We start from the raw sequence: 23,628 nt of genomic DNA on the forward strand, positions 1-23,628 counted from the left end.
GCGCCGATTCAAGCGCACTTGAGGAACTCGAGCGAATGCCCGCCGCCCCGCAGGTTCACGGTGCCCACGGCCTGGATACCGAGCAACGTGCACACGATCTGCTGGACCGCGGCCCGGCTGAGCAGCGAGACGTCGGTGGAGATCGACACGTCGAGCCCGTTGGCCACGCGGTCGACGGTGGCGGGTGCGGCGTCGAACGGGACCTCGGTGGTGAGGCCGCGGTTCTGCTCGGCGTTGGTGGGGCCCTGGGCGAGCAGCGCGACGACGTCGAAGCCGCTCAGGCTGCCCAAGGGGCGGTTGACCGCGACGACCCTGCCCTCGGACACCCAGTAGAGCGCGGGCGATGCGTTCTCGACCGGTCCGCTCGGGGCCTCGAGGCCGGGGATGGGATCGGTCGGCCGGATCCCGCACCCGACCAGGCCGAGCACGAGTGCGAGTGCGAGTGCGAGGAGGCCAAGCTGACGCAGGGGTCCCCTCCAGGGGGTCCCCCTGTTTCCATTCTCCCAGGCAGCACCGACAGTTTTCGGCCTCAACGCTCACCTCCCAGCGGCAGCCGAAGCGTGAACAACGCCCCACCGCCCGGCCGGTTCGCCGCGATCAGAGTCCCGTCGTGCAGGCGGGCGTTCTCCCAGGCGATCGCAAGCCCGAGGCCGGACCCTTCCGACCGTCCGCGAGCCGAGTCAGCCTTGTAGAACCGCGCGAACACGTGCGGCAGAACCTCCGCGGGCAGGCCGGGACCGGAGTCCGCCACCTCGATCACCAACGACGAGTCCGCGACCGAAAGCGACACCGTCACCGGTGGAGCCCCGTGCCGCAAGGCGTTTCCGACGAGGTTCGCCACGATCACGTCCAATCGCCGCGGATCCAGCCGGGCCCGCACCCCGGAGGGGAGCGTTGCGGTCACCTCGAACCCGCGCATCCGCAGCGTCCGCGACACCACCTCCGCCACGTCGACGTCGTCCAACGCCAGAGCCGCCGTCCCCGAGTCGAACCGCGTCACCTCGATCAGGTCGTTGACCAGCCGCGTCAGGTTCTGCGTCTCCCGGTTGACCAGCCGAGCCGCCTGGCCAGCAACGCCAGGCAGAGCAGCGGTCTCCGCGTCCAGCACGTCCGTCACCGCGGTCATCGCGGCCAACGGCGTCCGCAGCTCGTGCGACACGTCCGCCACGAACCGCCGCGCGTCAGCCTCCATCCGCCGCAGCTCACCGACGTGATGCTCCAGCGAGGAAGCCGTGCTGTTGAACGTGGTGGCCACTGCGGCCAGCTCGTCCCGTCCCCGCACGGGCACGCGCGCGGCAAGATCGCCCTGGCCGAGCCGCCAGGCCGCCACCTGCAGCTCGCGAACGGGCCGCAGCACCCCACGCGCGGCCAGGAACGCCATCCCGAGCGCCAGAAGCAGCCCCGCGCCGCCGATCAGCCACGCGTTGCGCGCGAGCTCGCTGACGACCTCGATCTCGGAACTGAACGGCCGCATCACGTACACCTCGACATCGGAGGGCGCACCGCCGGAGACCTGCATCCGCATGCCCACGACGAGCCACACCCCGCCCCCGTACGGCACCCGCTGCCAGCCCACACGCCCGGACGACACCAGAGACCGCAGCTCGGGGGTGATCACCGAAGGGTCCATCGAGCCGGCGGACACCCCGTTGGCCTGAGCGAGAGCAGCCCCCTCACGCCCGGAGACCTTCCCGGCGATGCGCTCCAGAGCGGCGGAGTCAGGCGGCCGCGCGGGCAACGGATACAGCTGCTCAACGCGGTTGGTCGTTTCGATGACGGCGTTGTCCTGGGCGCGTTGCACGATCGCGTCGCGGGCCCGCACGTAGCCGGCGCCGGACACCGCGACCGCGGTCACGATGCTCAAGAAGGCAAAGGCGAGCAGCAGCCGGAGACGCAGCGTCACAGCGGCCCGAAGCGGTAGCCGAAGCCCCGCACCGTCTGCACGTACAACGGTGCCGCCGGGTCGTCCTCGATCTTCGAGCGCAGCCGCTGCACGCAGGCGTCGACCAGCCGTGAGTCACCGAGGTAGCCCTGGTCCCACACGGACTCCAGCAGCTGCTGCCGCGACATCACCCGGCCGGGCGACGACGAGAGCTCCAGCAGCAGCCGCAGCTCCGTCGGCGCCAGCGAGACAGGCCGCCCGAGCCGCGTCACCACGAGGCCGTCGCGGTCGATCGTCAGGTCGCCGTAGCGCTCGGCCACCACCTCGGGCGCGGAAACAGAAGACCGCCGCAGCACGGCGCGGATGCGTGCCTCCAGCACGCGGGGCTGGGCGGGCTTGGCCACGTAGTCGTCGGCACCGGCCTCCAGCCCCGCGACGACGTCGATGTCGTCGTTGCGCGCGGTCAGCATGATGATCGGGAGATCGCCGGACGCACGAATGCGTCGGCACACCTCGAACCCGTCCACGCCCGGCAGCATCAGGTCCAGCACGACGACGTCGGGCGCGACGCTCATGAGCAGTTCGAGGCCCTCCTCGCCGGTGCGCACCGCGTCCACGGTGTGCCCCTGGTAGGTCAGGGCGAGCGACAGTCCCTCGCGGACCGCCTCGTCGTCCTCGATCAGCAGTACGCGCGGCATGACCTCCAGCCTTCCCGACGGGTCTCATGAGGACGTTCTTGCGACGTCATCGTTGCGTAACGACCGCCCGTGCGCAGTTGTTGCCCGATCATCACCCGCTGCGCACACAGGTCCGAAACCCTCTGCGACATGCGAAAAGTGCTACTGACGATGAGCTTCGCGGTCGTCGCGGTGATCAACACCGTCGCCCCTGCGCTGGCCGTTCGCGGCGGTGTCGAAGCCCAGGCGCCCTACCCGTTCTCCGGCTCTCTGCAACGGCCCGACTCGCCGCGCGAGGACGGCCACACCTGCGGCGTCACCCTCATCGCTCCGGACTGGGCCGTCACAGCGGGCCACTGCACCAAGAACAACCCCAGCGGTGCTCAGGTCGGCAGGCCGCGAGACTGGACGGTTCGTCTCGGCACGACGGACGCGGGCAGCGGCGGCGAGGTGATCGCGGTCGAGCGGTTCATCACCTACTCGCAGTATCCCGTCCACGACGGTGACATCGGGCTGCTGAAGCTGAGGAAGCCCGCGAAGACCAAGCCGGTCGCACTTCCCAGCGCACGGCCCGAGGAAGGCACCACGACCCGAATCCTCGGCTGGGGCATGACCTGCGACCGGCGTGCGCCCGAGTGCTACCCGAAGAAGCTCCGCGAGGCGGACACCGTGATCCAGCCCGCCGCGGCCTGTGACGGCATCCATGCGGACCGCGAGCTGTGCATCGGAGCGCTGGACGGCAGCGTCGCCGCGACGAACATGGACTCCGGTGGCCCCGGACTCGTCCGCGACGGTGACCGCTGGGTGATCGCAGGCCTGGTGAGCGGTTCTGGCGGCGACGACCGGCCGGTCATGTACACCGACATCCACCACTTCAAGGGCTGGATCAACGACGTCGTCACCGGCAAGATCAACCCGCCGGACACCCCGGTCCCGAACCTCGAAGGCGCCGCGTCACTGGCCGGCGTCTGCTCGGCGTCCGTGGTCAGGACCGACCGCACCAAGCTCAGCGACCCGGCACTTCTGCTCACCAACGGCCACTGCGTCCCCGAACGCCCGGCTCCCGGCCAGACGCTGAAGGACGTCGCGATGGAGCTGGCGGTGACCATCGGCGACCGCCAGGGCTACCTCCAGGCCAAGGCCAAGACGAACCGTCTCGTCTCGGCAACCATGACCGGCACCGACGCCGCGATCTTCGAGCTCGACCAGACCTACGCGCAGCTCAAGGCCAAAGGCGTGAAGATCTTCAAGCTCTCCGGCCGTTCCGCGAAGCCAGGAGAAAGCGTCGACATCATCTCGTCGGGCAACGGCCAGCGCTTCAACTGCACGATCGAAGCTGTTGTGCCGCACCTCCGCGAAGAGGGCTACACGCAGGACAACGCCTACCGGTACGACCCCGAGTGCAAGCCCTCACACGGCGGTTCGGGCTCGCCGATCGTGCTCAAGGACGGCGTCACGGTCGTCGGTGTGCACAGCACGGGCAACGACAACGGTGAGCAGTGCACGGCGAACAACCCCTGCGAGGTCGCAGCGGACGGCACGGTGACGGTGCACCAGGGCGCCCGCTACGGCCAGCAGGTCACGCACCTAGTCGCTTGCGCACCAGTGCAGAAGCCTGGTCGACCACAACAACAAGAAGCAGCACGACGAGGATGTGCGTGACCATCTCGTCGAACCGGAACAGCTTGATCGACTGGTTGATCAAGAAGCCGATCCCGCCAGCGCCGACCAGGCCGAGCACGAGCGACGAGCGCACGTTGACGTCCAGCCGGTAGAGCAGAAGTCCTGCCAGCGAGGGGAGAACCGTCGGGAGCACCGCGTGCAGCGCGATCTGCGGACCGGACGCGCCGGTCACCCGCAACGCATCGCGCGGCCCGCGGTCGCTCTCGTCCATCGCCTCCGCCCAGAGCTTGCCCATCACGCCGGTGTTGTGGAACACCAGCGCCAGCACGCCCGCGAACGGCCCGAGCCCCACCGCCGTCACGAAGATCAGCGCGAACACCACATCGGGCACCGAGCGCAGGAACGACAGCACCGCACGCGCTGCCTGCTGCGCCCACGCCGCCGAAGTCGTTGCGCGAGAAGCCAGCAACGCCAGCACCAGAGCGGACGGGATCGAGAACGTGGTGCCGAGCAGTCCGATGTAGAGGGTGATCACGGCTGCTTCGAGCGATTTGCCGAGCACGGAGAGGTCCGGTGGCAGCGACTCGGCGAGGAAGTCCGCCATGCCCTCCCATCCGGCGATGAGCGCGGCGGGGGAGAACTCCGTCGCCTGCCAGGCAAGCACGTGCACGGCAAGGATGACCGCCACGGTGACCCAGACAGCAGCGGAAGGCCAGCGGCGACGCGGAACAGTGCGCATTGTGTTGGATTGCGACGGAGCGAGAGTCACTGCGCCACCATCTCCACGATCCGATGCGCGTAGTTGCGCGCGAGCTCCGGCTGGTGCAGCACGGCAACCACCGTCATCCCCTCACCGGCCAAGTCCACCAACAACTCCATCACCTGCACGGCAGCCTGCGGATCGAGCGCGGACACGGGCTCGTCGGCGAGGATCACGCTGGCGCGCTGGCACAACGCCCGCGCGATCGCCACACGTTGTTGCTGCCCACCGGAAAGCCGTGCACAACGGTCCAGTGCACGGTCCGCGAGCCCCACCCTGTCGAGGCACCGCATGGCTTCGTCACGGACGTCGTGCGGGCAGAACAGCGAGCGGCGCAACGGAAGCCGGCCCAACGCGCCGGAACACACGTTGTCCAGCGCGGTGCGGCGGCCCACGAGGTGGATCTTCTGGAAGACCATCGCGGCGTTCCCGCTGACGTCGATCTCGCCGCCGTCCGGGGTCTCCAGTCCAACCACGCACCGCAGCGCCGTGGACTTGCCAGAGCCGTTCGGTCCGAGCAGCGCCACGAACTCACCGGGTTCGACCCGCAGGTCGAACCCGTCCAGCACGGTGCGGCCGCCGAACGACTTGCGCAGGCCGCGAACGGCGAGCATCAGACGTCCTCTTCCTTGAGCCCCAGCGTGGTCGCGAGGTCGAAGAGCACTTTGTAGGTGTCGTTGTCCACCTGCACGAGCGGCCCCGGCGGGGTGACGTCGAGGAACGCGCCGACCTTCTCGACGTCGGCGGGCGACAGCTCCAGCAACGCCTTGCGCACCCTGTCCTTGAACGCCTGGCCGAGGTCGCCGTGCACGGTGATCGGGTCGTTCGGGATCGGGTCGGACTTCCAGATCTGGCGGAACTTCGTCTCGTCGAACGTGCCGGCGGACTTCGCGGTGGCGAGCTGCTGGCTGTTGATCTCGGCGGCGTCGACCTTGCCGTTGATCAGCGAGAGCATCGCCTCGGGGTGACCGCCCGCGTAGTCGAGCTTCACGTCGTTGACGTTGTGCTTCTTCAGGCCGTAGCGGGGAAGCGCGTCACCGGACGCGGAGCCGACGCTGCTCAGAGCGAGCGACTTGCCCTGCAGGTCCTCGATCTTCCGCGCGGGCGAGTCCTTCGCGACCCAGATGCCGGCGGTGTAGCTGGTGAGCTTTCCCGAGCCGTCGGCGAAGGAGACCATCGGCTCCGCCTTGGCCTTCTGCGAGGCGAAGACGTAGCCGAGCGGGCCGAACTGGGCGATCTCCAGCTTGCCGTTGCGCATCGCCAGCACCTCGGCCGCGTAGTCGTCGACGGCCTGCAGCTCGACCTCGCAGCCGAGCTTGGTGGCCAGCGCCTTCGCGAGCACGTCGTAGGCCGGCTTGAGCTTCTCCGGGTCCTCGTAGGGCTCGACACCGAAGCGGATCTTGCCGTTGTTCGGGCAGTCACCACCTGAAGCGGAGTTCGTTGGACCACAAGCTGTCAGCACCAGAGTCGCGGCGAGGACGACGCCGTGGACGATCTTGGGGACTCTCATCACATCTCCTGGAGGAGGTCGTCGAGCACGGCCGGGGCGAGGCCGAGCGCGGTGGTCATGCCGATGCCGGAGGTGACCGAGACGGCCCGGATCAGGGGAGCGGGGGTCGCGGTCAGGAAGGGTTCCGGGGCGGACGCGTAGATGCCGCGCCAGCGTTCGAGCACGTGGAGCCTGGGGACGCCGAGCAGCCGGGCCGTTTCGGTGAGCACCAGGTCGTCCAGGTGCTCCGGCAGGTACGGATCGACCGTGCGGCTGTAGTGGTGGGTGTCGCCGATCGTGAGCGAGCCGTCGGGGAGCTGGGTGAACATCAGGTTCAGCCCCGCCTCGACCAGCTCGGGGTGGTCGTTCGTGAGGCGCTCGCGGACCTTCCGGGTGCTGGGGCACCGGGCGAACGCGTCGTAGCGCAGCATCGAGAACCCGGTCAGCACGGCCGGGTCGATCACGCCGCCGTGCGCGACGCGCAGCATCCGCAGCTGGCAGCGCCTTACCTGACGCTCTTCGGCCAGGCAGGGGAAGAACCTGTCGAGGTCGTGCCCGACCGCGACGACCGTTGCGCGGCACCGGATCTCGCCGCGGGTCGTGCGGACGAGGCCCGGTTCGACCGTGAGCACGTTGGTCGACCAGTGGAACGTGACACCGCGCTCGGCCAGCAGCGCCGCGATCGCGTGCACGGCCTCGCGTGGGTTGACGCGGATGTCCAACGGCAGGAGGGCTCCTCCGACGCCGTCGACGGGCAGATCGTCGGTCAGCTGGATCTCGCGGACGGTGGCGAACTCTTCGAGAACGGCGCGTTCGTCGTCGTGACGTGCCACGACGACCGTGCCGGACTCGCGCAGCCAGAAACCGGCCGCCGCGGCGAGCTTGAGCCACTCTTCGCGCGCGGTCATCGCGTACTCGAACGCGACCCCGTCCTGAGCGGTGAAGCAGCCGTGCCCGAAGTTGCGCACGGACGCCCCGGCCGCGTGCTCGTCGCGCTCGACCACGGTGACGGAGAGACCCCGTTGCACCGCGTGCCAGGCGTGCGCGAGCCCGACGATGCCCGCGCCGACGACCACCAGGTCCACACTTGTCATGACAAGAACGATGAGCGACCGTCTTGGCACGGTCAACGGCTGTTCTGATGTGTTCACTTCGTGTTCAGACTTGTTATGACATGTATGGTTGGCGGTATGGAGATGCCCCTGCACGAGCGCATCGCGGCCGACCTGCGGCGCCGCATCGCCTCGGGTGAGCTGGCCGTCGGCGACCCCGTGCCGTCCGAATCGCAGCTGTGCGCGCAGTGGAACGCCTCACGCGCACCGGTCCGGCAGGCGCTCACGACGCTCAGGGCCGAGGGCATGATCGGCGGCGGCCGCGGCAAGCCCGCGGTGGTGCGCAGGCACACGCTGTCGCAGCCGTTCGAGACGTTCCTGTCGTTCTCGAGCTGGGCTGCGGGCCTCGGACACGTTCCAGGACAACGAACCCTGGAGATCGCGCGCCGCCCGGCCTCCGTCGAGGTCGCCGACGCACTGACACTCGACGAGGGCACGCCGGTCGTGCAGTTGTTGCGGCAGCGGCTGATCGACGGCAGGCCGACGATGCTGGAGCGCACGACGTTCGTGGAACCGGTGGGGCGCCTGCTGTTCGACTTCGACTGCGACAGCGGCTCGCTCTACGCCTACCTGGGGGAGCAGGGCGTGGACATGACCGTCGCCCGGCACCAGATCGACGCGGTCGCGGCGGACGAGAAGGACAGCGAGCTGCTGGAAGTTCCCGTCGGATCACCACTTCTGCGGGAACGGCGGCGTGCGTGCGGAGTGGACGGACGGCCGGTGGAGTACTCCGACGACCGCTACCGCCCGGACATGGTCAGCTTTTCGATCGAGAACTCCCAGCAGGCGCACCCGGCGCTGCTGCGGGACTGGAGGGCGTCGTGAAGGCCGACCTGGTCGTGCTGGACATCGCAGGCACCACGGTCCAGGAGCACGGGCTCGTCTACAAGGCGTTGGCGGACACCGTGATCGCGGCCGGGGGCAGCGCCGCCGACGTCGGCCACTGGATGGGTGCCGACAAGTACGAGGCGATCTCGTCGATGCTCGGCAAGTCCGAAGTGGACGCCGAGTTCGCCGACTTCCACGAGCGGCTCGCGAAGCTGTACGCCGAGACGCCGCCGACGCCGCTGCCCGGCGTGCCGGAAGCGTTGGCGTGGTTGAGGTCCAACGGCGTGAAGGTCGCACTGACCACCGGCTTCGACAGGCCGATCGTGGACGGGCTTCTGGACGTCCTTGGCTGGCGCGAGGGCGTGCTGGACGCGGTCGTGTCCGTGGACGACGTGCCCGCGGGCCGCCCGGCGCCGTACATGATCTTCAAGGCGATGGAGCTGACCGGTGCCCGTGACGTGACGGCGGGTGGAAACGCTCGGTGTCGACGCCGTGCTGCGCGATGTGCAGCACGCGGCGGTCGGCTCCGGCGACGCGCACCAGTTCGTCGGCCGTCGCCTGGGACGGCACCACGCACAGCTCCGCGCGCTTCAGCGAGGCGCGGGTCCACGTGCGGAAGAAGCGGGCCTTCACCGAGGAGTGCAGCACGGGGTCGGTGAAGAACGTGGCGTCGTGCAGCGTCACGACCGAGGCGGCCTTGCTGGCCACCGACAACGTGTAGTGCGGTGAGTGCACGACATCGATGCCCAGCGACCGCACCAGCCGCGGCAACGTCGTCTGCTCCCAGGCCAGCCGCGCCGTCCGGGTGGCGACGGCGTCAGCGGCGCGCACGACGCGGGCGTTCGGCGCGATCTTGGTGAAGAGATCTTCGTCGCGGGGCTGGCACACGACGGAGAGCTTGGCGCCGCCGGCATCCAGTGCCGCGACGAGCGAATCCACGTAACGGCCGACGCCACCTCGGTCTGCGGGAACCGCGGTGGCGTCGATCAGCACGCTGGGTTCGACGGTTGGCACGATCAGCTAGCGTAATGTCGTTCGCTAATGCGTTTAACGGGAATGCACTAATCCGGTCGTCCAGTGTGAGCACCCCAGACACCGAGCGCGGTCTTTTCCCAGGTGAAGCCACTCGCGCGAGTGATCCCGGCATCGATGGTGTGACGAGGATCCGCCAAAACTGCCCGCAGACCTTCCGTCAACGACGCCAGATCGCCCCGCCGCACGACGGTGCCGGCGCCGCCAGCGACCTCCACCAGAGCCGGATCGTCGGAGTGCACGACCGGGACTCCCGCGGCCATCGCCTCCAGCACCGGCAACCCGAACCCCTCCGCCAGGCTAGGCGCCGCGAGCACCGAAGCGCCGGCGAGCACCGATGCGAGCCGTTCGTCCGTGACCCTGCCGAGCAACGTCACGTGCGAGGCGCGCAGATCAACTCCGCCCCAGCCCTGCGGGCCGATCACGACCAGCGGGACCCGCAGCCGCTCCGTCGCCCGCACCAGCAGCTCGAAGCCCTTGCGCGGCTCGATCGTGCCGATGGCGAGCACGTACCCGTCGGGAAGATCATCGGGCTTCGTGCCGACGAGCCTGGTGACACCGTTGGGCACGACGTGGACAGGAACCTCGACCCGCACGTGGTCGCCCAGCTGGGATCCGACGGCCTTCGTCGGCACCACCAGCGCCCGCGCCTCCCGGGCGGCCTTCGAGATCACCTTGCGGTGCCACGCGACCCCGCGCGGAGTCAACGTCTCCGGGTGCGTCCACGGCACGACGTCGTGGACCGTGACGACAGCGCCCGGCAACGGGGCGAGCGGCGTCGGGGCGTGCACGTTCAGCCCGAGCTTCGGCGGCAGCCCGCGTTCCCACAACGCCACCAGCACCCTTCGGGGCACCCTGATCACGCGGTCCGCGCCGGCCGTGGCCGCGCTGATCACCGACCAGCCTTCGGGCGTGGTCTGGATCAGCGCCTTGAACAGCTCGGCCGTGTAGCGGCCGGTACCGCCGGGGACCGGGGCGTTGAGTTGCTCGGTCAGCACTACTAGCTCGGGCACGTCGCGTACCGTCTCACGCCGTGTCGGCACTCAGCACCGTGGTGGTCGTGACGTGGCGCGGCCGTGACCACATCACGGCGTGCCTCGACGCCCTCGCGGCACAGAAGAGTCCACACAGGACGATCGTCGTCGACAACGCCTCCGACGACGGCACAGCAGAGCTGATCAGCGGACACGAGGTCGTGCGGCTGCCGCGCAACCGCGGCTACGCGGGCGGGCTCGCCGCCGTGCTCGGCATGATCGACACCCCGTACGTCGCGTGGCTCAACGACGACGCGGTGCCGGACCCGTCGTGGCTGACCGAGCTGGAGAACGCTCTCGAAGCCGAGCCGGGCGCGGCCGCGCCACCTCGTCGATCTTGCTGACGGACGGCTCGACGCAGTCCGTCGGCGTGGCCCTGACCGCGGACGGCCACGGCAAGGACGTCGTGCTCGCCGGGCGAGAGGTGTTCGGGTTCTGCGGTGGTGCCGCGCTGCTCAGGACGGACGAGCTACGGGCTGTGGGCGGTGTGCCGGCTGGCTTCTTCTGCTACTACGAGGACACCGACACGGCTTGGCGGCTGCGGCTGGCAGGGCACCGGTGAGTCTCGGTCGGACGGCACGGGTCCGGCACCGGCACGGCGCCAGCACGCAGCCCGGTTCGACGCTGTTCCACCGGTGGAACGAGCGCAACCGGCTGCTCATGCTGCTGCGGTGCGCTCCGGCATCGGTGGCACTGAAGGAGCTGGCGCGGTTCCTGGCGATCACGGCGCTTCTGCCCTTCCGCAAGGACGTGCCGGACGCGGCCAACTTCCGGCTCGGGCTGCGCACCAGGGTGCTCGCGGAAGTGCTGCTGCGACTCCCTGCCGCGCTCGTCCAGCGGCTGATGATCAAGACCAAGGTCCCGCGTGGCCGCGTCTGGCGGGACTGGGCCGGCCGCTGATGGAACCTGCTGCTGGTCACAAGCGTCCCCGTGACGTGAGGCGACCAGTACCACTCATCGTGATCGGGCTCGTCGCGATCGCCGCCGCGGTCGTGCTGGGCGCCGTCGTGCCCGAGGAGTACCAGCTCGCTGTGCTGGTCCCCGGCTGCCTTCTGTCGCTCGCGTTCGCGTGGGGTGTCGGCAAGCTCGGCCCGGCGTGGCTGGTGCTGCCCGCGTTCATGGCCGTGATCCCCGGCACAGCGGTGCTGGTCGGCGACGGTCACCGCGCGTTGATGGACGTCCTCGCCACAGGCGAGACGTGCGTGATCAAGAACGTCGAGGAACTGCCGGGACCGGACAACCCGGCGTTCGCGCACCACATCACCTGCCCCGACGGCGCTGAGCTGCGGATCGTGGTGCTGGGCGAGCAGGACAAGAAGATGCAGCCCGGTCCGGCGACCGTGCTGCGCCATCCGGTGATGCGGCCGTTGCTCGCCGATCGCAACGACTGGTCCACCGAGTGGGTCTTCGGTGTGCCTCTCGCCGTCTTGCTGCTGCTGATCTGTGCAACCACACTGCGGGCGCGCAGAGTGATGAGGCAGGCTTAGCGCGTGGATCGAGCATCTCTGCCCGTCGTGTCCGTCGTCGTCGTCAACTACCGGGGCGCGGAGGACACCATCACCTGCGTGCGCGGGCTGGCCGAGGTGGACTACCCGGCCGAGCTGCTTCAGGTGATCGTCGTCGACAACGAGGCGCACGACACCGCACGGTTGAAGGCGGAACTGCCCGCGGCCAAGATCGTCACGTCTGCGCAGAACCTCGGTTTCGCGGGCGGCTGCAACCTCGGCGTCGAGCACGCCACGGGTGGGGTGCTCGCGTTGCTGAACAACGACGCGCGCGCGGACCGGAACTGGGTCAAGACCGCGATCAGGGTCTTCCACGCAGAACCGTCGGTCGGCGCGGTCGCGAGCAAGGTGCTCGACTGGGACGGCGAGAAGATCGACTTCGTCGACGGCGGGCTGACCTGGTTCGGCATGGGGTACAAGCGGCACGCCGGCCAGGACGACGACGGCGCCCACGACGCCCCGAAGGACGTGCTGTTCGGCACCGGCTCTGCGCTGTTCGTGCGCACGGAGGTCTACCGCGAGCTCGGCGGGTTCGACGAGCGGTTCTTCATGTTCTACGAGGACGTCGACCTCGGCTGGCGGATGAACCTGCGCGGCTGGCGGGTCCGCTACGAGCCGGCGTCGCTCACGTTCCACCGCCACCACGCGTCGATGAGCTCGATCGACCACAGCCGCGAGCTGTACCTGCTGGAGCGCAACGCACTCGCGGCGCTGTACAAGAACTTCTCCGACGAGACGCTCGCCAAGGTGCTGCCTGCCGCGCTCGCGCTGTGCGTGCGCAGGGCGACCGCGCGCGGTGAGATCGACCCGACGCAGCTGGAGATCACCCGCCGGCCGTCGGACCCCGCGCTCGACCGCGAGCCGGTCGGGGTGTCCCGTCAGGCGCTGGCGGGGTTCCTCGCGATCGACCAGTTCGTCGAGCTGATGCCGTCGCTGGCCGAGTCGCGCAAGGCCGAGCAGGCCGCGCGCCGGCTGTCGGACACCGACCTGGTTCCGTTGATGCGCAAGGCGTTGGAACCCGCCTATCCCCTGCCGCGCTACCTCGCGGCGCACGACATCCTCGTCGACGTGCTCGGTCTGGACGACGTGTTCGGCAAGCCGCGCAAGATCCTCGTGATCACCGGCGACGCGATCTCCGACCGGATGGCGGGCCCCGCGATCCGCGCCTGGCACATGGCGGACGTGCTGTCCGGCGAGCACCAGGTGCGCCTGGTCACGACCAACCCGCTGTGCGCGCCGCCGGACGCGCCGTTCGCCGTCGAGCGGGCCCGGCCGAAGGAGCTGCGACGCACGTCGCGTGGGCGGACGTGATCGTGCTGCAGGGCCACGCGATGGAGATGGTCAGCGAGCTGAAGAAGGAGTCGTCGACCAAGATCGTGGTCTGCGACATGTACGACCCGATGCACCTCGAGCTGCTGGAACAGGGCAAGGACGACACGGACGAGAAGCGCGCCCTCGACCTGGAGACCGTCACTCGGGTGCTGAACACCCAGCTCGAGCGCGGCGACTTCTTCCTGTGCGCGTCGGAACGGCAGCGGCACTTCTGGCTCGGCCACCTCGCCGCGCTGGGCAGGCTCACGCCCACGTTGTACGACAACGACCCGACGACGCAGTCGCTGCTCGGCATCGTCCCCTTCGGACTGTCGGGCAAGCCGCCGCAGCGCACCGGCCCGGCGATCAAGGGCGTCGTTCCCGGCGTCACCGACGCCGACAAGGTCGTGATCTGGGCCGGCGGCGTCTACAGCTGGTTCGACCGCTGTCGCTGATCCGCGCGATGGACCACCTGCGGAAGCGGCAGCCGTCCGCGAAGCTGTACTTCCTCGGCATGAAGCACCCGAACCCCGAGGTGCCGGACATGGACATCGCCGGCCAGACGCGGGCGTTGTCCGCACGGTTGGGGCTGACCGGCGAGAACGTGTTCTTCAACGACGGGTGGGTGCCCTACACCGAGCGGCAGAACTGGCTGCTCGACGCGAACTGCGGTGTCACCACGCACTACGAGCACGTGGAGACCACGTTCGCGTTCCGCACGCGGGTGCTCGACTACCTGTGGGCCGGGCTGCCGATCGTCACCACGTCCGGCGACTCGTTCGCGGACCTGGTGCTGCGCGAAGGTTTGGGCGTCGTCGTGCCGCCGGAGGACCCGGAGGCACTGGCCGACGCGCTGGAGAAGGTGCTCTACGACGAGGAGTTCGCGGCCGCGTGCCGTGAGCGCATCGCCGTCGTCCGAGAACGGTTCACCTGGGAGACGGCGCTCGCGCCGCTGGCGGAGTTCTGCCGCAACCCCAGGCCTGCCGCGGACCGTCTGCCGGGCTCCGCACCTCTGGTGCGCACACCGGAGTTGAGCAAGGCGGACAAGGTGAAGCGGGACCTGCGGCTGGTGCGCGAGTACCTGGACGCCGGTGGCCCGTCCGAGTTGGCCAAGCGGGCGACGGGGCGTCTGCGCAAGATTGCGCGTGGTGGACGTCATGGCTAGATCCCCGAAACCCCTCTCCGTGCTGCTCGACGGCACACCCCTGCTCGGACATCGCACCGGAATCGGTCGCTACACAGCGGCACTGGCCGAAGAGCTGGCTTCCATGCCGGACGAGGCCCACGTACGGGCGGTCGCTTTCACGTTGCGCGGCTGGCGCGCACTGCGGACCGTCTTGCCGCACGACGTCACCGCACGCGGCCTGCCCGTCTCCGCGCGGGCGCTGCGCGAGATGTGGCTGCGCGCGCCGTTCCCGCCGGTCGAGATGCTGGCGGGGTTCTCCGACGTCATGCACGCCACGAACTTCGTGCTGCCGCCGACGCTGCGAGCCGGCCGTGTGGTCACGATCCACGACCTGGCGTTCCTGGACAATCCAGGCGACCTGCCGCCGTCGGATCGCCGCCTGCCCGAGCTGGTGAAGCTGTCCGCTGTCAGGGCAAACGTGATCTGCACACCGACCGCGGCCGTCGCTTCCGTTGTGGCCGACCGGTTCTCGGTGCCGCTGGAGAAGATCGTCGTGACGCCTCTGGGCGTCGATCCCGCGTGGTTCGCGTCGCGGCCGCCGTCCCCGACGTTGCGCGGCAGGCTGGGGTTGCCGTCGGAGTACCTGCTGTTCGTCGGCGCCGACGGGCCGCGCAAGGGGCTTCAGTACCTGATCAAGGCGCACGCCGCCGACCCGTCGCTGCCGCCGTTGGTGATCGTCGGGCCTGGCCGGTCCGGTGTGGACGGCCGGGTGCTGCGGACCGGATACCTGTCGGACGTGCATCTGCGGTCGGTCGTGGCCGGTGCCACCGCGTTGGTCTTGCCGTCGCGGGACGAGGGTTTCGGGCTGCCGGTGCTGGAAGCGCTGGCTTGCAACGTTCCTGTGGTGTGTTCGGACGTTCCCGCGTTGCGCGAGGTCGCCGGTGGGCACGCGCTGCACGTGCCCGTCGGGGACGTCGAGGCGCTGGCCGACGGGCTGGCTCAGGCCGTTGCGGCGCCGACCACCCCCGAGGCTCAGTCCGAGCGGCGGGCGTACGCGTCCGGGTTCACCTGGCGGCGGTGCGCGGAGAAGACCGTCGAGGCGTACCGGCGGAGCAAGGCGTGACGTGAGGCGTCAGAAAGTCCTGACGCCTCAACGGCTTCACCGAGAGTGCGGCCTCGGCGAGTGCTTGTCGAGCTGGCTCATCGACACCTGCCGAGAGCCCGTGACAACGGCAACGCACTTCAGGAAGCGCTGCCGATCGGAATCCGCTGTCGCGGGCCGCTGAGGATTGCGCCCGGAATCGAACATGCCGAACAGGTTCTCGCACTTGGAACGGCCGTGCCAGACCGGTCACTCCAATGGCGCAGCATCGGTACGGGGAGCTACCACGCCTGCCCGGAAAGCCTCCGAAAGGGCGCTGCGCCAGTGCGGCAACGGGCGCAATCCCGCTGCTTCCCACGCCGCGCCCGACAGCACCGAGTAGGCGGGCCGCGGGGCCGGTCGCGGAAACTCGGCCGTGGTGCAGGGCCGCACACGTGACGGATCGGCGCCGAGCTCCTCGAAAATCGCCTGTGCGAAACGGAACCACGTCGTCTCACCGCCGCCCGTTGCGTGCAGCAACCGCTGGGAAGGCAAAACCGAGGCGAGCTCGAGAAGCCCGGAAGCCAAGTCGCGCGACCACGTCGGCGAGCCGACCTGATCGTCCACAACGGACAACGACGGCCGCGAGGATTCCAGCGCTGCCATGGTCTTCACGAAGTTCGATCCGCCGACGCCGTACACCCACGCGGTGCGCACGACCCAGCCGCCCGCCTCCAGCACGCGGCGTTCGCCTTCGAGCTTCGTGCGGCCGTACGCGGACTTCGGGCCAACCGGGTCGGACGGCTCGTAGGGCCGCGTCCCGTCACCGGAGAACACGTAGTCCGTCGACACGTGGATCAACGGAACACCAAGAGAAGCGCACGCCTCGGCGAGCAGACCCGGACCGACGGCGTTGACCGCGAACGCGCGATCCTCATCGGTCTCGGCCGCGTCGACGGCGGTGTACGCGGCACAGTTGATCACCGCGGAGGCGCCGGCCAGGTCCGAAGGACCCACAGCGGTGACGTCCAGCTCCGCGGAAGACACAGCACGGACATCGGGAGACAGGGCAGCGAGGTCGTGGCCGAGCTGGCCACGACCACCGGGAACGAGGATCAACGCTCAGCCCTTCGCCGACTGAGCACGCTCCTTGAGCGGCTCCCACCAGGCACGGTTCTCGCGGTACCACTCGACCGTGTCCGCCAGTCCGACCTCGAAGTCGACCTGCGGCTTGTAGCCCAGCTCGGCGGAGATCTTGGAGATGTCGACCGAGTACCGGCGGTCGTGGCCCAAGCGGTCCTGCACCGGCTCGACGAACGACCAGTCACGGCCCGTCGCTGCCAGCAGCCTCTCGGTCAACTCCCGGTTGGTGAGCTCGGTGCCGCCACCGATGTTGTAGATCTCACCCGGCCGGCCGCCCTCGGCGACCAGCTGGATGCCGCGGCAGTGGTCGTCGACGTGCAGCCAGTCGCGCACGTTCAGGCCGTCGCCGTAGAGGGGCACCTTCCTGCCATCGATCAAATTGGTGACGAAGACAGGAATCACCTTTTCGGGGAACTGGTACGGCCCGTAATTGTTCGAGCACCGAGTGATGCTCACGGGCAGTCCGTGAGTGCGGTGGAACGCACGCGCCAGCAGGTCCGAAGAGGCCTTGGAGGCCGAGTAGGGCGAGTTCGGCTCCAGGACGTGGTTCTCCGACCACGAACCGTCCTCGATGGAGCCGTAGACCTCGTCGGTCGAGACGTGCACGAACCTGCCCACACCCGCGTTCAGGGCGCCCTGCAGCAGCGTCTGCGTGCCCAGGACGTTGGTCAGCACGAAGTCAGCCGATCCGGTGATGGAGCGGTCGACGTGCGACTCGGCGGCGAAGTGCACCACGACGTCCACACCGCGCATCTGCTCGGCGACGACGGACGGGTCGCAGATGTCGCCCCGCACGAACTCGAACTTGCCCGCGACCGGCGCGAGGTTGGTCTCGCTGCCCGCGTAGGTGAGCTTGTCGAGCACCACCACTTCGGCGCCCGCGAAGGCCGGGTACGACCCGCTCACCAACTCCCGCACGTAGTGCGAGCCGATGAACCCGGCCCCACCTGTCACCAGTACGCGCATGCCATTTCCTCCCGTGGTGTTCCCCGCTCGCAGTCTGTCACGTACCTAATCGTTGCAACCCACAGCAACGTCACGTCGTCTGACTTATAAACGACTAAACTTGAGTTGTGGGGGAGGAAACGGCTGTGGAAGGCAGGAGTCTGCCGGTCAGGGTGGACGGCACCCGACCGTCGGCGGCCTTCCGCGCTTTCCTGCTGACGGGGAAGATCTTCATCGCACTCGTCTCGACGGCTGTGCTCCTCGTCACGTCCTACGGCTGGGGCAAGCTGCGGGCGGCCGACAACGGCATCGTCAAGACCGAGGTCATCCCCGACGACATCGCGAAGGACGCCGGGCGCAAGCCGCTCGACGGTGCCGTCGACATCCTCCTGGTCGGAATGGACAGCCGCACGGACGCGCAGGGCAACCCGCTGTCGAAGGAAGCGCTGGCGCTGCTCAACGGCGGGTACGCCGACGGCGAGCAGAACACCGACACGATGATCCTCGTGCACATCCCGGTCGACGGGACGCGCGCGGTCGCGATCTCGTTCCCGCGCGACTCCTACGTCGAGCTCGCGGACGGGTTCGGCAAGCACAAGCTCAACTCGGCGTTCGCCCGCCAGCGCAACACGGTCGACCAGGAGATGCGCTCGAAGGGCGAGACGGACGAGCAGAAGATCCGCACCGAGTCGATGGCAGCCGGTCGCAAGACGCTGATCAAGACGATCGAGAACATGGCAGGCGGATCGGTGCGCATCGACCGGTACGCCGAGGTCAACCTGGCGAGCTTCTACGAGGTCACCAAGGCCATCGGCGGCGTGGAGGTGTGCCTGAAGGAGGCCACCTCCGACCGCGACTCCGGCGCGGACTTCAAGGCAGGCCCGCAGACCATCGACGGCAGGGCCGCGCTGTCGTTCGTGCGCCAGCGCAAGAACCTGCCCGGCGGAGACCTGGACCGGATCGTGCGGCAGCAGGTGTTCATCGGGGCGCTGGCGAAGAAGGTGCTGTCGACCGGCACGCTGACGGACACCGACAAGCTCAACGGGCTGGTCGAGGCCGTGCAGAAGTCGGTGATCCTCAGCTCGGGCTGGGACATCACCACGTTCGCCGAGCAGATGCAGGGGCTGGTGGGCGGCAACTTCGAGTTCCGCACCATCCCGGTGGGCGACCCGACGGACACCTACAGCGACGGCAACGTGCTGCCGGTGAACCCCGCGCAGGTGCGCCAGTTCCTCACCAACCTCGCCGCGGACAAGCCATCGTCGAGCAACTCGTCGTCACCGACACCCACCACGAACCTGCCCGCGCCGCCGAACTCGTCCATCACCGTGCAGGTCTACAACGCGGCAGGGATCCAGGGTCTCGCGAACCAGGTGATGAACACGTTGGCCGCCAAGGGTTTCAAGCGCGGTCCTGTCGGCTCGGCGCCTCAGAACAGCGACACCACCGTCGTGCGGTACGCGTCAGGCGAGGAGGGCTCCGCGCGCAAGGTCGCGGCCGAGCTCGGGCAGAACGTCACGGTCGAGGAGAACGCGTCAGTCCGAAAGGGACAGGTGCAGGTCTTCGTCGGCACCGACTACCAGACACCGGACGACTCCGAGAACGCTGATCCGCAGGGTCTGCCAGACACGTCGACGGCATCGAGCGCGAGCAGCACCCCGCCGATCACGGCGGGCGGGCTGGTCTGCGTGAACTGAATCTCCGGCGTAACGGGGTTCCGATAGTTAGGCTGAGGACACACATTCAGCACCTGGAGGACCAACCTTGAGCGCCGCTGCACGCGCGAAGAAGACCGCACTGGTCGCCGGCCGCACGGTCGTCGCGCTTGTCGCTGTGACAACGTTGGCGTTCTCGGGCTACTTCTGGACGGCACTGCGGTTGGTGAAGCAGAACACCAACACCACGCAGATCCTCGAAGTGCTGGACGACATCCCGAACTCGCCGCCCGTCGAGGACGGCGCGATCGACATCCTGCTGGTGGGCAGCGACAGCCGAACGGACGCGCAGGGCCGTCCACTTCCCGCGGACGTGCTGCGCAAGTTGCGCACCGAAGGCACCGACACGGTGAACACCGACACGATCATCGTGATGCGCATTCCGCGCAACGGCGGCAAGGCGAGCGCGATCTCCATCCCGCGGGACACCTACGTGCCGATCGCCGGCTATCAAGAGGACAAGATCAATTCGGCGTACGGCGTGGTGAAGTACCTGACCGCCGAACGACTGCAGGCCGAGGGCGTGCGCGACCAGCAGGAGCGCGAACGCAAGTCGGACGAGGCCGGGCGCAAGGCGTTGGTGCAGGCGGTGCAGGATCTGACCGGAATGCGCGTCGACCACTACGCGGAGATCAACCTCTACGGGTTCTACCTGCTGACCGAGGTGATCGGCGGCGTGAAGGTGTGCCTGAAGGCAGGCACGTCGGATCCGAACTCCGGCGCGAACTTCCGCGCGGGCGAGCAGGTGATCTCGGGCGGCGACGCGTTGTCGTTCGTGCGGCAGCGGAACATGCCCGGTGGTGACCTCGGTCGCATCACGCGGCAGCAGGTGTTCATGTCCCAGGCGATGAAACAGCTGCTGTCCGCGGGCACGTTCACCGACGCCGGCAAGATGAACGGCCTCCTGGACGCGGTGTCGAAGTCCGTTGTCGTGGACGAGAAGCTCGACCTCGCAACGCTGGCCGCTCAGGCTCAGGGCCTCGCTTCCGGCAACGTGGAGTTCGCCACGATCCCGGTGACGAACATCGACGCTCGCAACGAGCGCGGCCAGAGCGTGGTCACGGTGGACCGCGAGGCGGTGAAGGCGTGGGTGGCCAAGCTGATCGGCGAGACGCCGAAGCCCGCTCCGTCGTCCACCACCCCCAGTACGCCCGCCAGGTTCGGTCCTGAGAAGCTGCTCTCGCTGGACGGCTTCCCCGCCGTGGCAGCCGCCGCCCAGCCGGATGTGCCCTGCGTCGACTAGGAGTGCCGCGTGAGTGTGACCGAGATCCTCTTCACGCCGTTGCTGAAGGCCGATCCCGGTCGTCCGCTGATCACGCACTACGACGACGCGGCGGGCACGCGGGTCGAGCTGTCCCGCGCGACCATCGCGAACTGGGCGGCCAAGACGGCGAACTGGCTGCGCGACGAGCACGACGTCGAGCCGGGTGACCCGGTGGCGGTGCTGCTGCCCGCGCACTGGCAGACGGCGGGTCTGCTGCTGGGCGCGTGGTGGTGCGGCGCCCGAGTCGTGGGCGCCGGTGTGAATGCGAAGGTCGCCGTCGTGCCGCCGGGCGGTACCGCGGACGCGGACGTGGTGGCCGTGGCCTCGTTGCACCCCATGGGTTTGGGTTCCGGCGCGGCGGTCGACTACCTGGACGACGTGCGCTTGCACGGCGACGACTTCACGCCGTGGGAACCGACTCCTGGTTCGACCCCGGCGCTGGGTGAGTCCACTGTGGATGCTGTCGTCGCCAAGGCACGAGAGCTGGCCGCGAAGATGGACTCGGAGCCACGCGTGCTGTCCACTTTGGAGTGGAATGTGCCTTCCGGTGTGCTGAAAGGGTTTCTCGCCGTGCTCGCGGCCGGCGGTTCACTGGTTCAGGTGAGCAGCCCCGACGCGGGCCTGATGGGCGCGCGCCGGGACAGCGAGAAGGTCACGCAGCAGCTGGGTTGAGCACCTTGTTGTTCTTGAACAGCACGCGGTCCAGCGCGTAGGCACCACCGTTGAAGCCGAGCGCGAGCGCGCCAGCGCCGAGCGCGACGACCAACTCGGAGCCACCCTCGCCGAGCAGGCCGTTCGGCAGGTGGACGAGGAACAGCGCGCCGAGCATGTTGATGGCGAGCAGCACGCCGGCGATCGGCAGCGCGACACCGGCGATCAGCGCGAGACCACCGGCGAGCTCGACCGTCGCGGCGAACGCGGCGGACACCGACGGCAGCGGCACACCCATCTTCTCGAACGACGCAGTGGTGCCGGCGAGACCGAACTCGGTCCACTTCTGCCAGCCGTGCGCGACGAACACGATGCCGATACCGATGCGGCCGATGAGTGCGGCGACGTCCTTGACCATGATGTTCGCTCCCCGATCCTGTCGTTCCACTGTCGGTCGTTCAACTTCGAACCAAAACTAGTGCAGGTTTGAACGACCTCATGATTTCGACAGGAACCCAACAGCGAGTCCTTAGGTTCGCAGGTCCAAGACCTACTTCATGAGATGCAGACCAGCGCCGGACGCGGCCGTCAGCGTCAGCGACCGGCCGTCCAGCTTGTACGAGACCTGTCCCTTCAGCAGCTCGGTCACAGCCTTCTCGACCGCCATCACCTCGGGTTCGCATCCCTTGTCGGTGATGGCGAGCTGGACGAACTCGATCTTCTGCCCGTCGGCCTTGTACGGACCAGTGGCCGTGTTGCAGCCCGCGAACACCTGGACCTGGTCCTGCTGGAACGCGAACGTCGCGACGACACCACCCGGCACCGACGAGACGGCGTCGTTCGTGATCAGCCCGTCGACCTTCCACGTGCCACCGACGAGCGTCGCCGGCGTCTCCGGCGTGAGCACGATCTCCGTGTCCGATCCGGTGACCACCAGGTTCTCGCCGTCCATGCGCCAGGACGGTTTCGCGCTCAGCAGCTTGGAGAGCCACTCGTCCTGCGTGTGCAGGTCGGGGCTGGGGCAGCCCATGGCGGTCATGCTGAGATCGGAGACCGCGAGCTTGCCGCCGTCCAGGGACACCGGGCCCTGCATCTGGTTGCAGCCGGCGTTGGCGAGCAGCCGCCCGTCATCGGTGAATCTCAGCTGCACCGACGTGCCCTCGACCATGGCGCGCGGCTTGCCCTGCTCGGTGACGGACGCGGAGTGGAAGACCTTGCCCTTCACGTCACCCCCTTCTCCCCCGGTGGACGGGTTGCCGCACCCGGTGGCCAGCACGGCGACAGCGATGACGGCGACGAGAACTCGGTAGCTCATGTGGTGAGGACGGAACACGCGGCCTCCCTGGTTGCCCGAAGGCCGGGTGCGGGATTTCCGCGCCCGGCCAAGGGAAATTCGACGTCACGGGGACAGCGACTCCGCGAAGTCGTAGAGGCTCTTGATGTCGTTGTCGAAGTACGGCCCGTCCATCTGGCTCGCATCGGAGTGCCGGTGGCTGACCACACTGTTGATGTAGCCCAGCCCGTTCTGGTCGTTGTACTCCTGCAGCCAAGGACCGCCGCTCGAGCCGCCGGTCATGTTGCACCAGGCCCGCACCTGCTGACCGTGACCGTTCCAGGTCGTGCCCTGACAGAAGTACTGCAGCTCACCGGTGAACGGCGCACCCGCGGGGTAGCCGAGGATCGTGACGGCCACCGAGTAGCCCCAGTTCCAGCGCAACCCGTTGCCACCAACGGAGTTCACGATCAGGCCGCTCATGATGACCATGCCCATGTCCTCGTCACTGCTGCTGGAGTTCGTCCACGCAGTACGAGCCGTGAGCTGGTAGGCGCTCCACGTACCGAACGGGCGCGCACCGTTGCGGTAGCGAGGAACGAAGACCCAGTTTTGCATCCACTGGCCACCGGCACCGCCGTGCACGCAGTGCCCCGCCGTCGAGACCAGTCGCTTCTTCCCGCTGTTGACGGTCGCGCCAGAACACACGTAGTTCAGGCCGTTCGCCGGGTTGGTGAAGAACACCTTCCCGACCGTCTGCGACTCGTTGAGCATGATGCCGATGCCCTGCGCCTGCTCGGTCTGGACCTTCACCGACGGCGCGGCACCGTCGATGCTGCCAGGACGCCCCTGCGGCCGGGGTGCGGAGGCGGCCTTCACCGTGGCAGGAGCCTGCGCCGGGATCGCGTTCGCCATGCGCTCAGGGGTCCAGTAGGCCTCGGCTGCGGCTGCCGACTGGATCTTGTTGTCGGAGGTTCTGGCCAGGCTGGCCGAGCTGCCGTTCGGTGCCGCCTGCGCGGTCGGCACCAGCACGGAAGCGGCCAGAACAAATCCAAACGCCAACGAAACAGTTCTTTTCGGTCTCATTCGAAATACCTCACTAAACGAGGTTAACTTGCGACTTTGCGAACGTAGCGACACCTCTGACCTGCTGTCCAGCACCGTCTTTGAAGTTGCT

20 protein-coding genes and 4 pseudogenes are annotated in these 23,628 nt (G+C 68.5%); 10 read left to right on the forward strand and 14 right to left on the reverse strand.

Translation table 11 applies throughout. From position 1 onward, the window contains the following. Positions 1-8 precede the first annotated feature (8 nt). The 3 genes from FXN61_RS13000 to FXN61_RS13010 all read right to left on the reverse strand — a co-directional run bounded on the left by FXN61_RS13000 (position 9) and on the right by FXN61_RS13010 (position 2,580). Positions 9-428: a GerMN domain-containing protein gene (locus FXN61_RS13000; protein ID WP_167973627.1), complete on the reverse strand. Its 420-nt coding sequence runs from the start codon at positions 426-428 to the stop codon at positions 9-11. 101 nt (positions 429-529) lie between these two features. Then, on the reverse strand, positions 530-1,864 hold the full coding sequence (locus FXN61_RS13005; protein WP_246291385.1) for an ATP-binding protein: 1,335 nt from the start codon (positions 1,862-1,864) through the stop codon (positions 530-532). 35 nt (positions 1,865-1,899) lie between these two features. After that, the gene (locus FXN61_RS13010) at positions 1,900-2,580 is read right to left on the reverse strand and encodes a response regulator (RefSeq protein WP_167973631.1); all 681 of its coding nucleotides are present in this window, start codon (positions 2,578-2,580) and stop codon (positions 1,900-1,902) included. Positions 2,581-2,709: 129 nt separating this feature from the next. Here FXN61_RS13010 and FXN61_RS13015 point away from each other — a divergent pair, with 129 nt between their 5' ends. After that, a complete protein-coding gene (locus tag FXN61_RS13015; RefSeq protein ID WP_167973633.1) occupies positions 2,710-4,221 on the forward strand; it encodes a trypsin-like serine protease in 1,512 nt (503 codons plus the stop codon). Here FXN61_RS13015 and phnE read toward each other — a convergent pair. Genes phnE through FXN61_RS13035 form a run of 4 tightly spaced genes read right to left on the reverse strand, consistent with a single transcriptional unit; the run spans position 4,139 to position 7,525 of the window. Next, positions 4,139-4,921: a phosphonate ABC transporter, permease protein PhnE gene (phnE, locus tag FXN61_RS13020; protein WP_167973635.1), complete on the reverse strand. Its 783-nt coding sequence runs from the start codon at positions 4,919-4,921 to the stop codon at positions 4,139-4,141. The genes FXN61_RS13015 and phnE overlap by 83 nt on opposite strands. A gap of 26 nt (positions 4,922-4,947) precedes the next feature. Next, the gene (locus FXN61_RS13025) at positions 4,948-5,556 is read right to left on the reverse strand and encodes a phosphonate ABC transporter ATP-binding protein (RefSeq protein ID WP_167973637.1); all 609 of its coding nucleotides are present in this window, start codon (positions 5,554-5,556) and stop codon (positions 4,948-4,950) included. Beyond that, on the reverse strand, positions 5,556-6,452 hold the full coding sequence (locus tag FXN61_RS13030) for a phosphate/phosphite/phosphonate ABC transporter substrate-binding protein (RefSeq protein WP_167973639.1): 897 nt from the start codon (positions 6,450-6,452) through the stop codon (positions 5,556-5,558). The genes FXN61_RS13025 and FXN61_RS13030 overlap by 1 nt, the downstream gene beginning before the upstream one ends. Beyond that, the gene (locus FXN61_RS13035; RefSeq protein ID WP_167973641.1) at positions 6,452-7,525 is read right to left on the reverse strand and encodes a TIGR03364 family FAD-dependent oxidoreductase; all 1,074 of its coding nucleotides are present in this window, start codon (positions 7,523-7,525) and stop codon (positions 6,452-6,454) included. Before FXN61_RS13035 ends, FXN61_RS13030 begins: the two co-directional genes overlap by 1 nt. A gap of 96 nt (positions 7,526-7,621) precedes the next feature. On the opposite strand from FXN61_RS13035, the gene FXN61_RS13040 reads away from it, so the two are divergent. Both FXN61_RS13040 and FXN61_RS13045 read left to right on the forward strand, forming a co-directional pair. Next, positions 7,622-8,368 carry a GntR family transcriptional regulator gene (locus FXN61_RS13040; RefSeq protein WP_167973643.1) on the forward strand — a complete coding sequence of 249 codons (747 nt, stop codon included), beginning with the start codon at positions 7,622-7,624 and terminating at the stop codon, positions 8,366-8,368. Between the two features lie 14 nt (positions 8,369-8,382). Next, a pseudogene (locus FXN61_RS13045) lies at positions 8,383-8,763 on the forward strand (HAD family hydrolase); the annotation flags it as partial. Between the two features lie 67 nt (positions 8,764-8,830). On the opposite strand, the pseudogene FXN61_RS13050 reads toward FXN61_RS13045, so the two are convergent. Both FXN61_RS13050 and FXN61_RS13055 read right to left on the reverse strand, forming a co-directional pair. After that, positions 8,831-9,364 (reverse strand): annotated as a pseudogene (locus FXN61_RS13050) (glycosyltransferase); the annotation flags it as partial. Between the two features lie 68 nt (positions 9,365-9,432). Next, the gene (locus tag FXN61_RS13055; protein ID WP_167973645.1) at positions 9,433-10,416 is read right to left on the reverse strand and encodes a glycosyltransferase family 4 protein; all 984 of its coding nucleotides are present in this window, start codon (positions 10,414-10,416) and stop codon (positions 9,433-9,435) included. Between the two features lie 20 nt (positions 10,417-10,436). Here FXN61_RS13055 and FXN61_RS13060 point away from each other — a divergent pair. From FXN61_RS13060 to FXN61_RS13075, 4 genes and pseudogenes are all read left to right on the forward strand, one after another. Then, positions 10,437-11,337 (forward strand): annotated as a pseudogene (locus FXN61_RS13060) (glycosyltransferase family 2 protein). 59 nt (positions 11,338-11,396) lie between these two features. Continuing rightward, complete coding sequence (locus FXN61_RS13065) at positions 11,397-11,924, forward strand: hypothetical protein (RefSeq protein ID WP_167973647.1); 528 nt, start codon at positions 11,397-11,399, stop codon at positions 11,922-11,924. Positions 11,925-11,927: 3 nt separating this feature from the next. Further along, positions 11,928-14,418 (forward strand): annotated as a pseudogene (locus tag FXN61_RS13070) (glycosyltransferase). Next, positions 14,411-15,502, forward strand: a complete 1,092-nt coding sequence (locus FXN61_RS13075; RefSeq protein WP_167973649.1) for a glycosyltransferase family 4 protein — start codon at positions 14,411-14,413, stop codon at positions 15,500-15,502. Before FXN61_RS13070 ends, FXN61_RS13075 begins: the two are co-directional and overlap by 8 nt. Positions 15,503-15,730: 228 nt before the next feature. Here the strand turns inward: FXN61_RS13075 and rfbD are convergent, their stop codons facing one another. Both rfbD and rfbB read right to left on the reverse strand, forming a co-directional pair. Further along, positions 15,731-16,579: a dTDP-4-dehydrorhamnose reductase gene (rfbD, locus tag FXN61_RS13080; RefSeq protein ID WP_167973651.1), complete on the reverse strand. Its 849-nt coding sequence runs from the start codon at positions 16,577-16,579 to the stop codon at positions 15,731-15,733. A gap of 3 nt (positions 16,580-16,582) precedes the next feature. Continuing rightward, complete coding sequence (gene rfbB / locus FXN61_RS13085) at positions 16,583-17,569, reverse strand: dTDP-glucose 4,6-dehydratase (protein WP_167973653.1); 987 nt, start codon at positions 17,567-17,569, stop codon at positions 16,583-16,585. A 107-nt stretch (positions 17,570-17,676) separates the two neighbouring features. Between rfbB and FXN61_RS13090 the strand changes: the two genes are divergently transcribed. The 3 genes from FXN61_RS13090 to FXN61_RS13100 all read left to right on the forward strand — a co-directional run bounded on the left by FXN61_RS13090 (position 17,677) and on the right by FXN61_RS13100 (position 21,199). Then, positions 17,677-19,245, forward strand: a complete 1,569-nt coding sequence (locus FXN61_RS13090; RefSeq protein ID WP_312877691.1) for an LCP family protein — start codon at positions 17,677-17,679, stop codon at positions 19,243-19,245. A 67-nt stretch (positions 19,246-19,312) separates the two neighbouring features. Further along, on the forward strand, positions 19,313-20,506 hold the full coding sequence (locus FXN61_RS13095; protein ID WP_167973655.1) for an LCP family protein: 1,194 nt from the start codon (positions 19,313-19,315) through the stop codon (positions 20,504-20,506). A gap of 9 nt (positions 20,507-20,515) precedes the next feature. Beyond that, the gene (locus FXN61_RS13100) at positions 20,516-21,199 is read left to right on the forward strand and encodes a TIGR03089 family protein (protein ID WP_167973657.1); all 684 of its coding nucleotides are present in this window, start codon (positions 20,516-20,518) and stop codon (positions 21,197-21,199) included. On the opposite strand, the gene FXN61_RS13105 is transcribed toward FXN61_RS13100, so the two are convergent. The 3 genes from FXN61_RS13105 to FXN61_RS13115 all read right to left on the reverse strand — a co-directional run bounded on the left by FXN61_RS13105 (position 21,180) and on the right by FXN61_RS13115 (position 23,513). Beyond that, positions 21,180-21,596, reverse strand: a complete 417-nt coding sequence (locus tag FXN61_RS13105; protein WP_167973659.1) for a DoxX family protein — start codon at positions 21,594-21,596, stop codon at positions 21,180-21,182. The genes FXN61_RS13100 and FXN61_RS13105 overlap by 20 nt on opposite strands. A gap of 132 nt (positions 21,597-21,728) precedes the next feature. Beyond that, the gene (locus tag FXN61_RS13110) at positions 21,729-22,493 is read right to left on the reverse strand and encodes an META domain-containing protein (protein WP_167973661.1); all 765 of its coding nucleotides are present in this window, start codon (positions 22,491-22,493) and stop codon (positions 21,729-21,731) included. Between the two features lie 84 nt (positions 22,494-22,577). Then, positions 22,578-23,513 carry a trypsin-like serine peptidase gene (locus FXN61_RS13115; protein ID WP_223165414.1) on the reverse strand — a complete coding sequence of 312 codons (936 nt, stop codon included), beginning with the start codon at positions 23,511-23,513 and terminating at the stop codon, positions 22,578-22,580. Positions 23,514-23,628: the final 115 nt, after the last annotated feature.

This window comes from Lentzea indica, from assembly GCF_012184385.1.
GTDB classification, from domain to species: domain Bacteria; phylum Actinomycetota; class Actinomycetes; order Mycobacteriales; family Pseudonocardiaceae; genus Lentzea; species Lentzea indica.

Excerpts from the sequence above, each read along its gene's own strand:
- FXN61_RS13035 (WP_167973641.1), bottom strand. The coding sequence starts at position 7,525 with ATGACAAGTGTGGACCTGGTGGTCGTCGGCGCGGGCATCGTCGGGCTC.
- FXN61_RS13040 (WP_167973643.1), top strand. The coding sequence starts at position 7,622 with ATGGAGATGCCCCTGCACGAGCGCATCGCGGCCGACCTGCGGCGCCGC.
- FXN61_RS13030 (WP_167973639.1), bottom strand. The coding sequence starts at position 6,452 with ATGAGAGTCCCCAAGATCGTCCACGGCGTCGTCCTCGCCGCGACTCTG.
- phnE (WP_167973635.1), bottom strand. The coding sequence starts at position 4,921 with ATGCGCACTGTTCCGCGTCGCCGCTGGCCTTCCGCTGCTGTCTGGGTC.
- FXN61_RS13015 (WP_167973633.1), top strand. The coding sequence starts at position 2,710 with ATGCGAAAAGTGCTACTGACGATGAGCTTCGCGGTCGTCGCGGTGATC.
- FXN61_RS13110 (WP_167973661.1), bottom strand. The coding sequence starts at position 22,493 with ATGAGCTACCGAGTTCTCGTCGCCGTCATCGCTGTCGCCGTGCTGGCC.
- FXN61_RS13075 (WP_167973649.1), top strand. The coding sequence starts at position 14,411 with ATGGCTAGATCCCCGAAACCCCTCTCCGTGCTGCTCGACGGCACACCC.
- rfbB (WP_167973653.1), bottom strand. The coding sequence starts at position 17,569 with ATGCGCGTACTGGTGACAGGTGGGGCCGGGTTCATCGGCTCGCACTAC.
- FXN61_RS13010 (WP_167973631.1), bottom strand. The coding sequence starts at position 2,580 with ATGCCGCGCGTACTGCTGATCGAGGACGACGAGGCGGTCCGCGAGGGA.
- FXN61_RS13025 (WP_167973637.1), bottom strand. The coding sequence starts at position 5,556 with ATGCTCGCCGTTCGCGGCCTGCGCAAGTCGTTCGGCGGCCGCACCGTG.
- FXN61_RS13105 (WP_167973659.1), bottom strand. The coding sequence starts at position 21,596 with ATGGTCAAGGACGTCGCCGCACTCATCGGCCGCATCGGTATCGGCATC.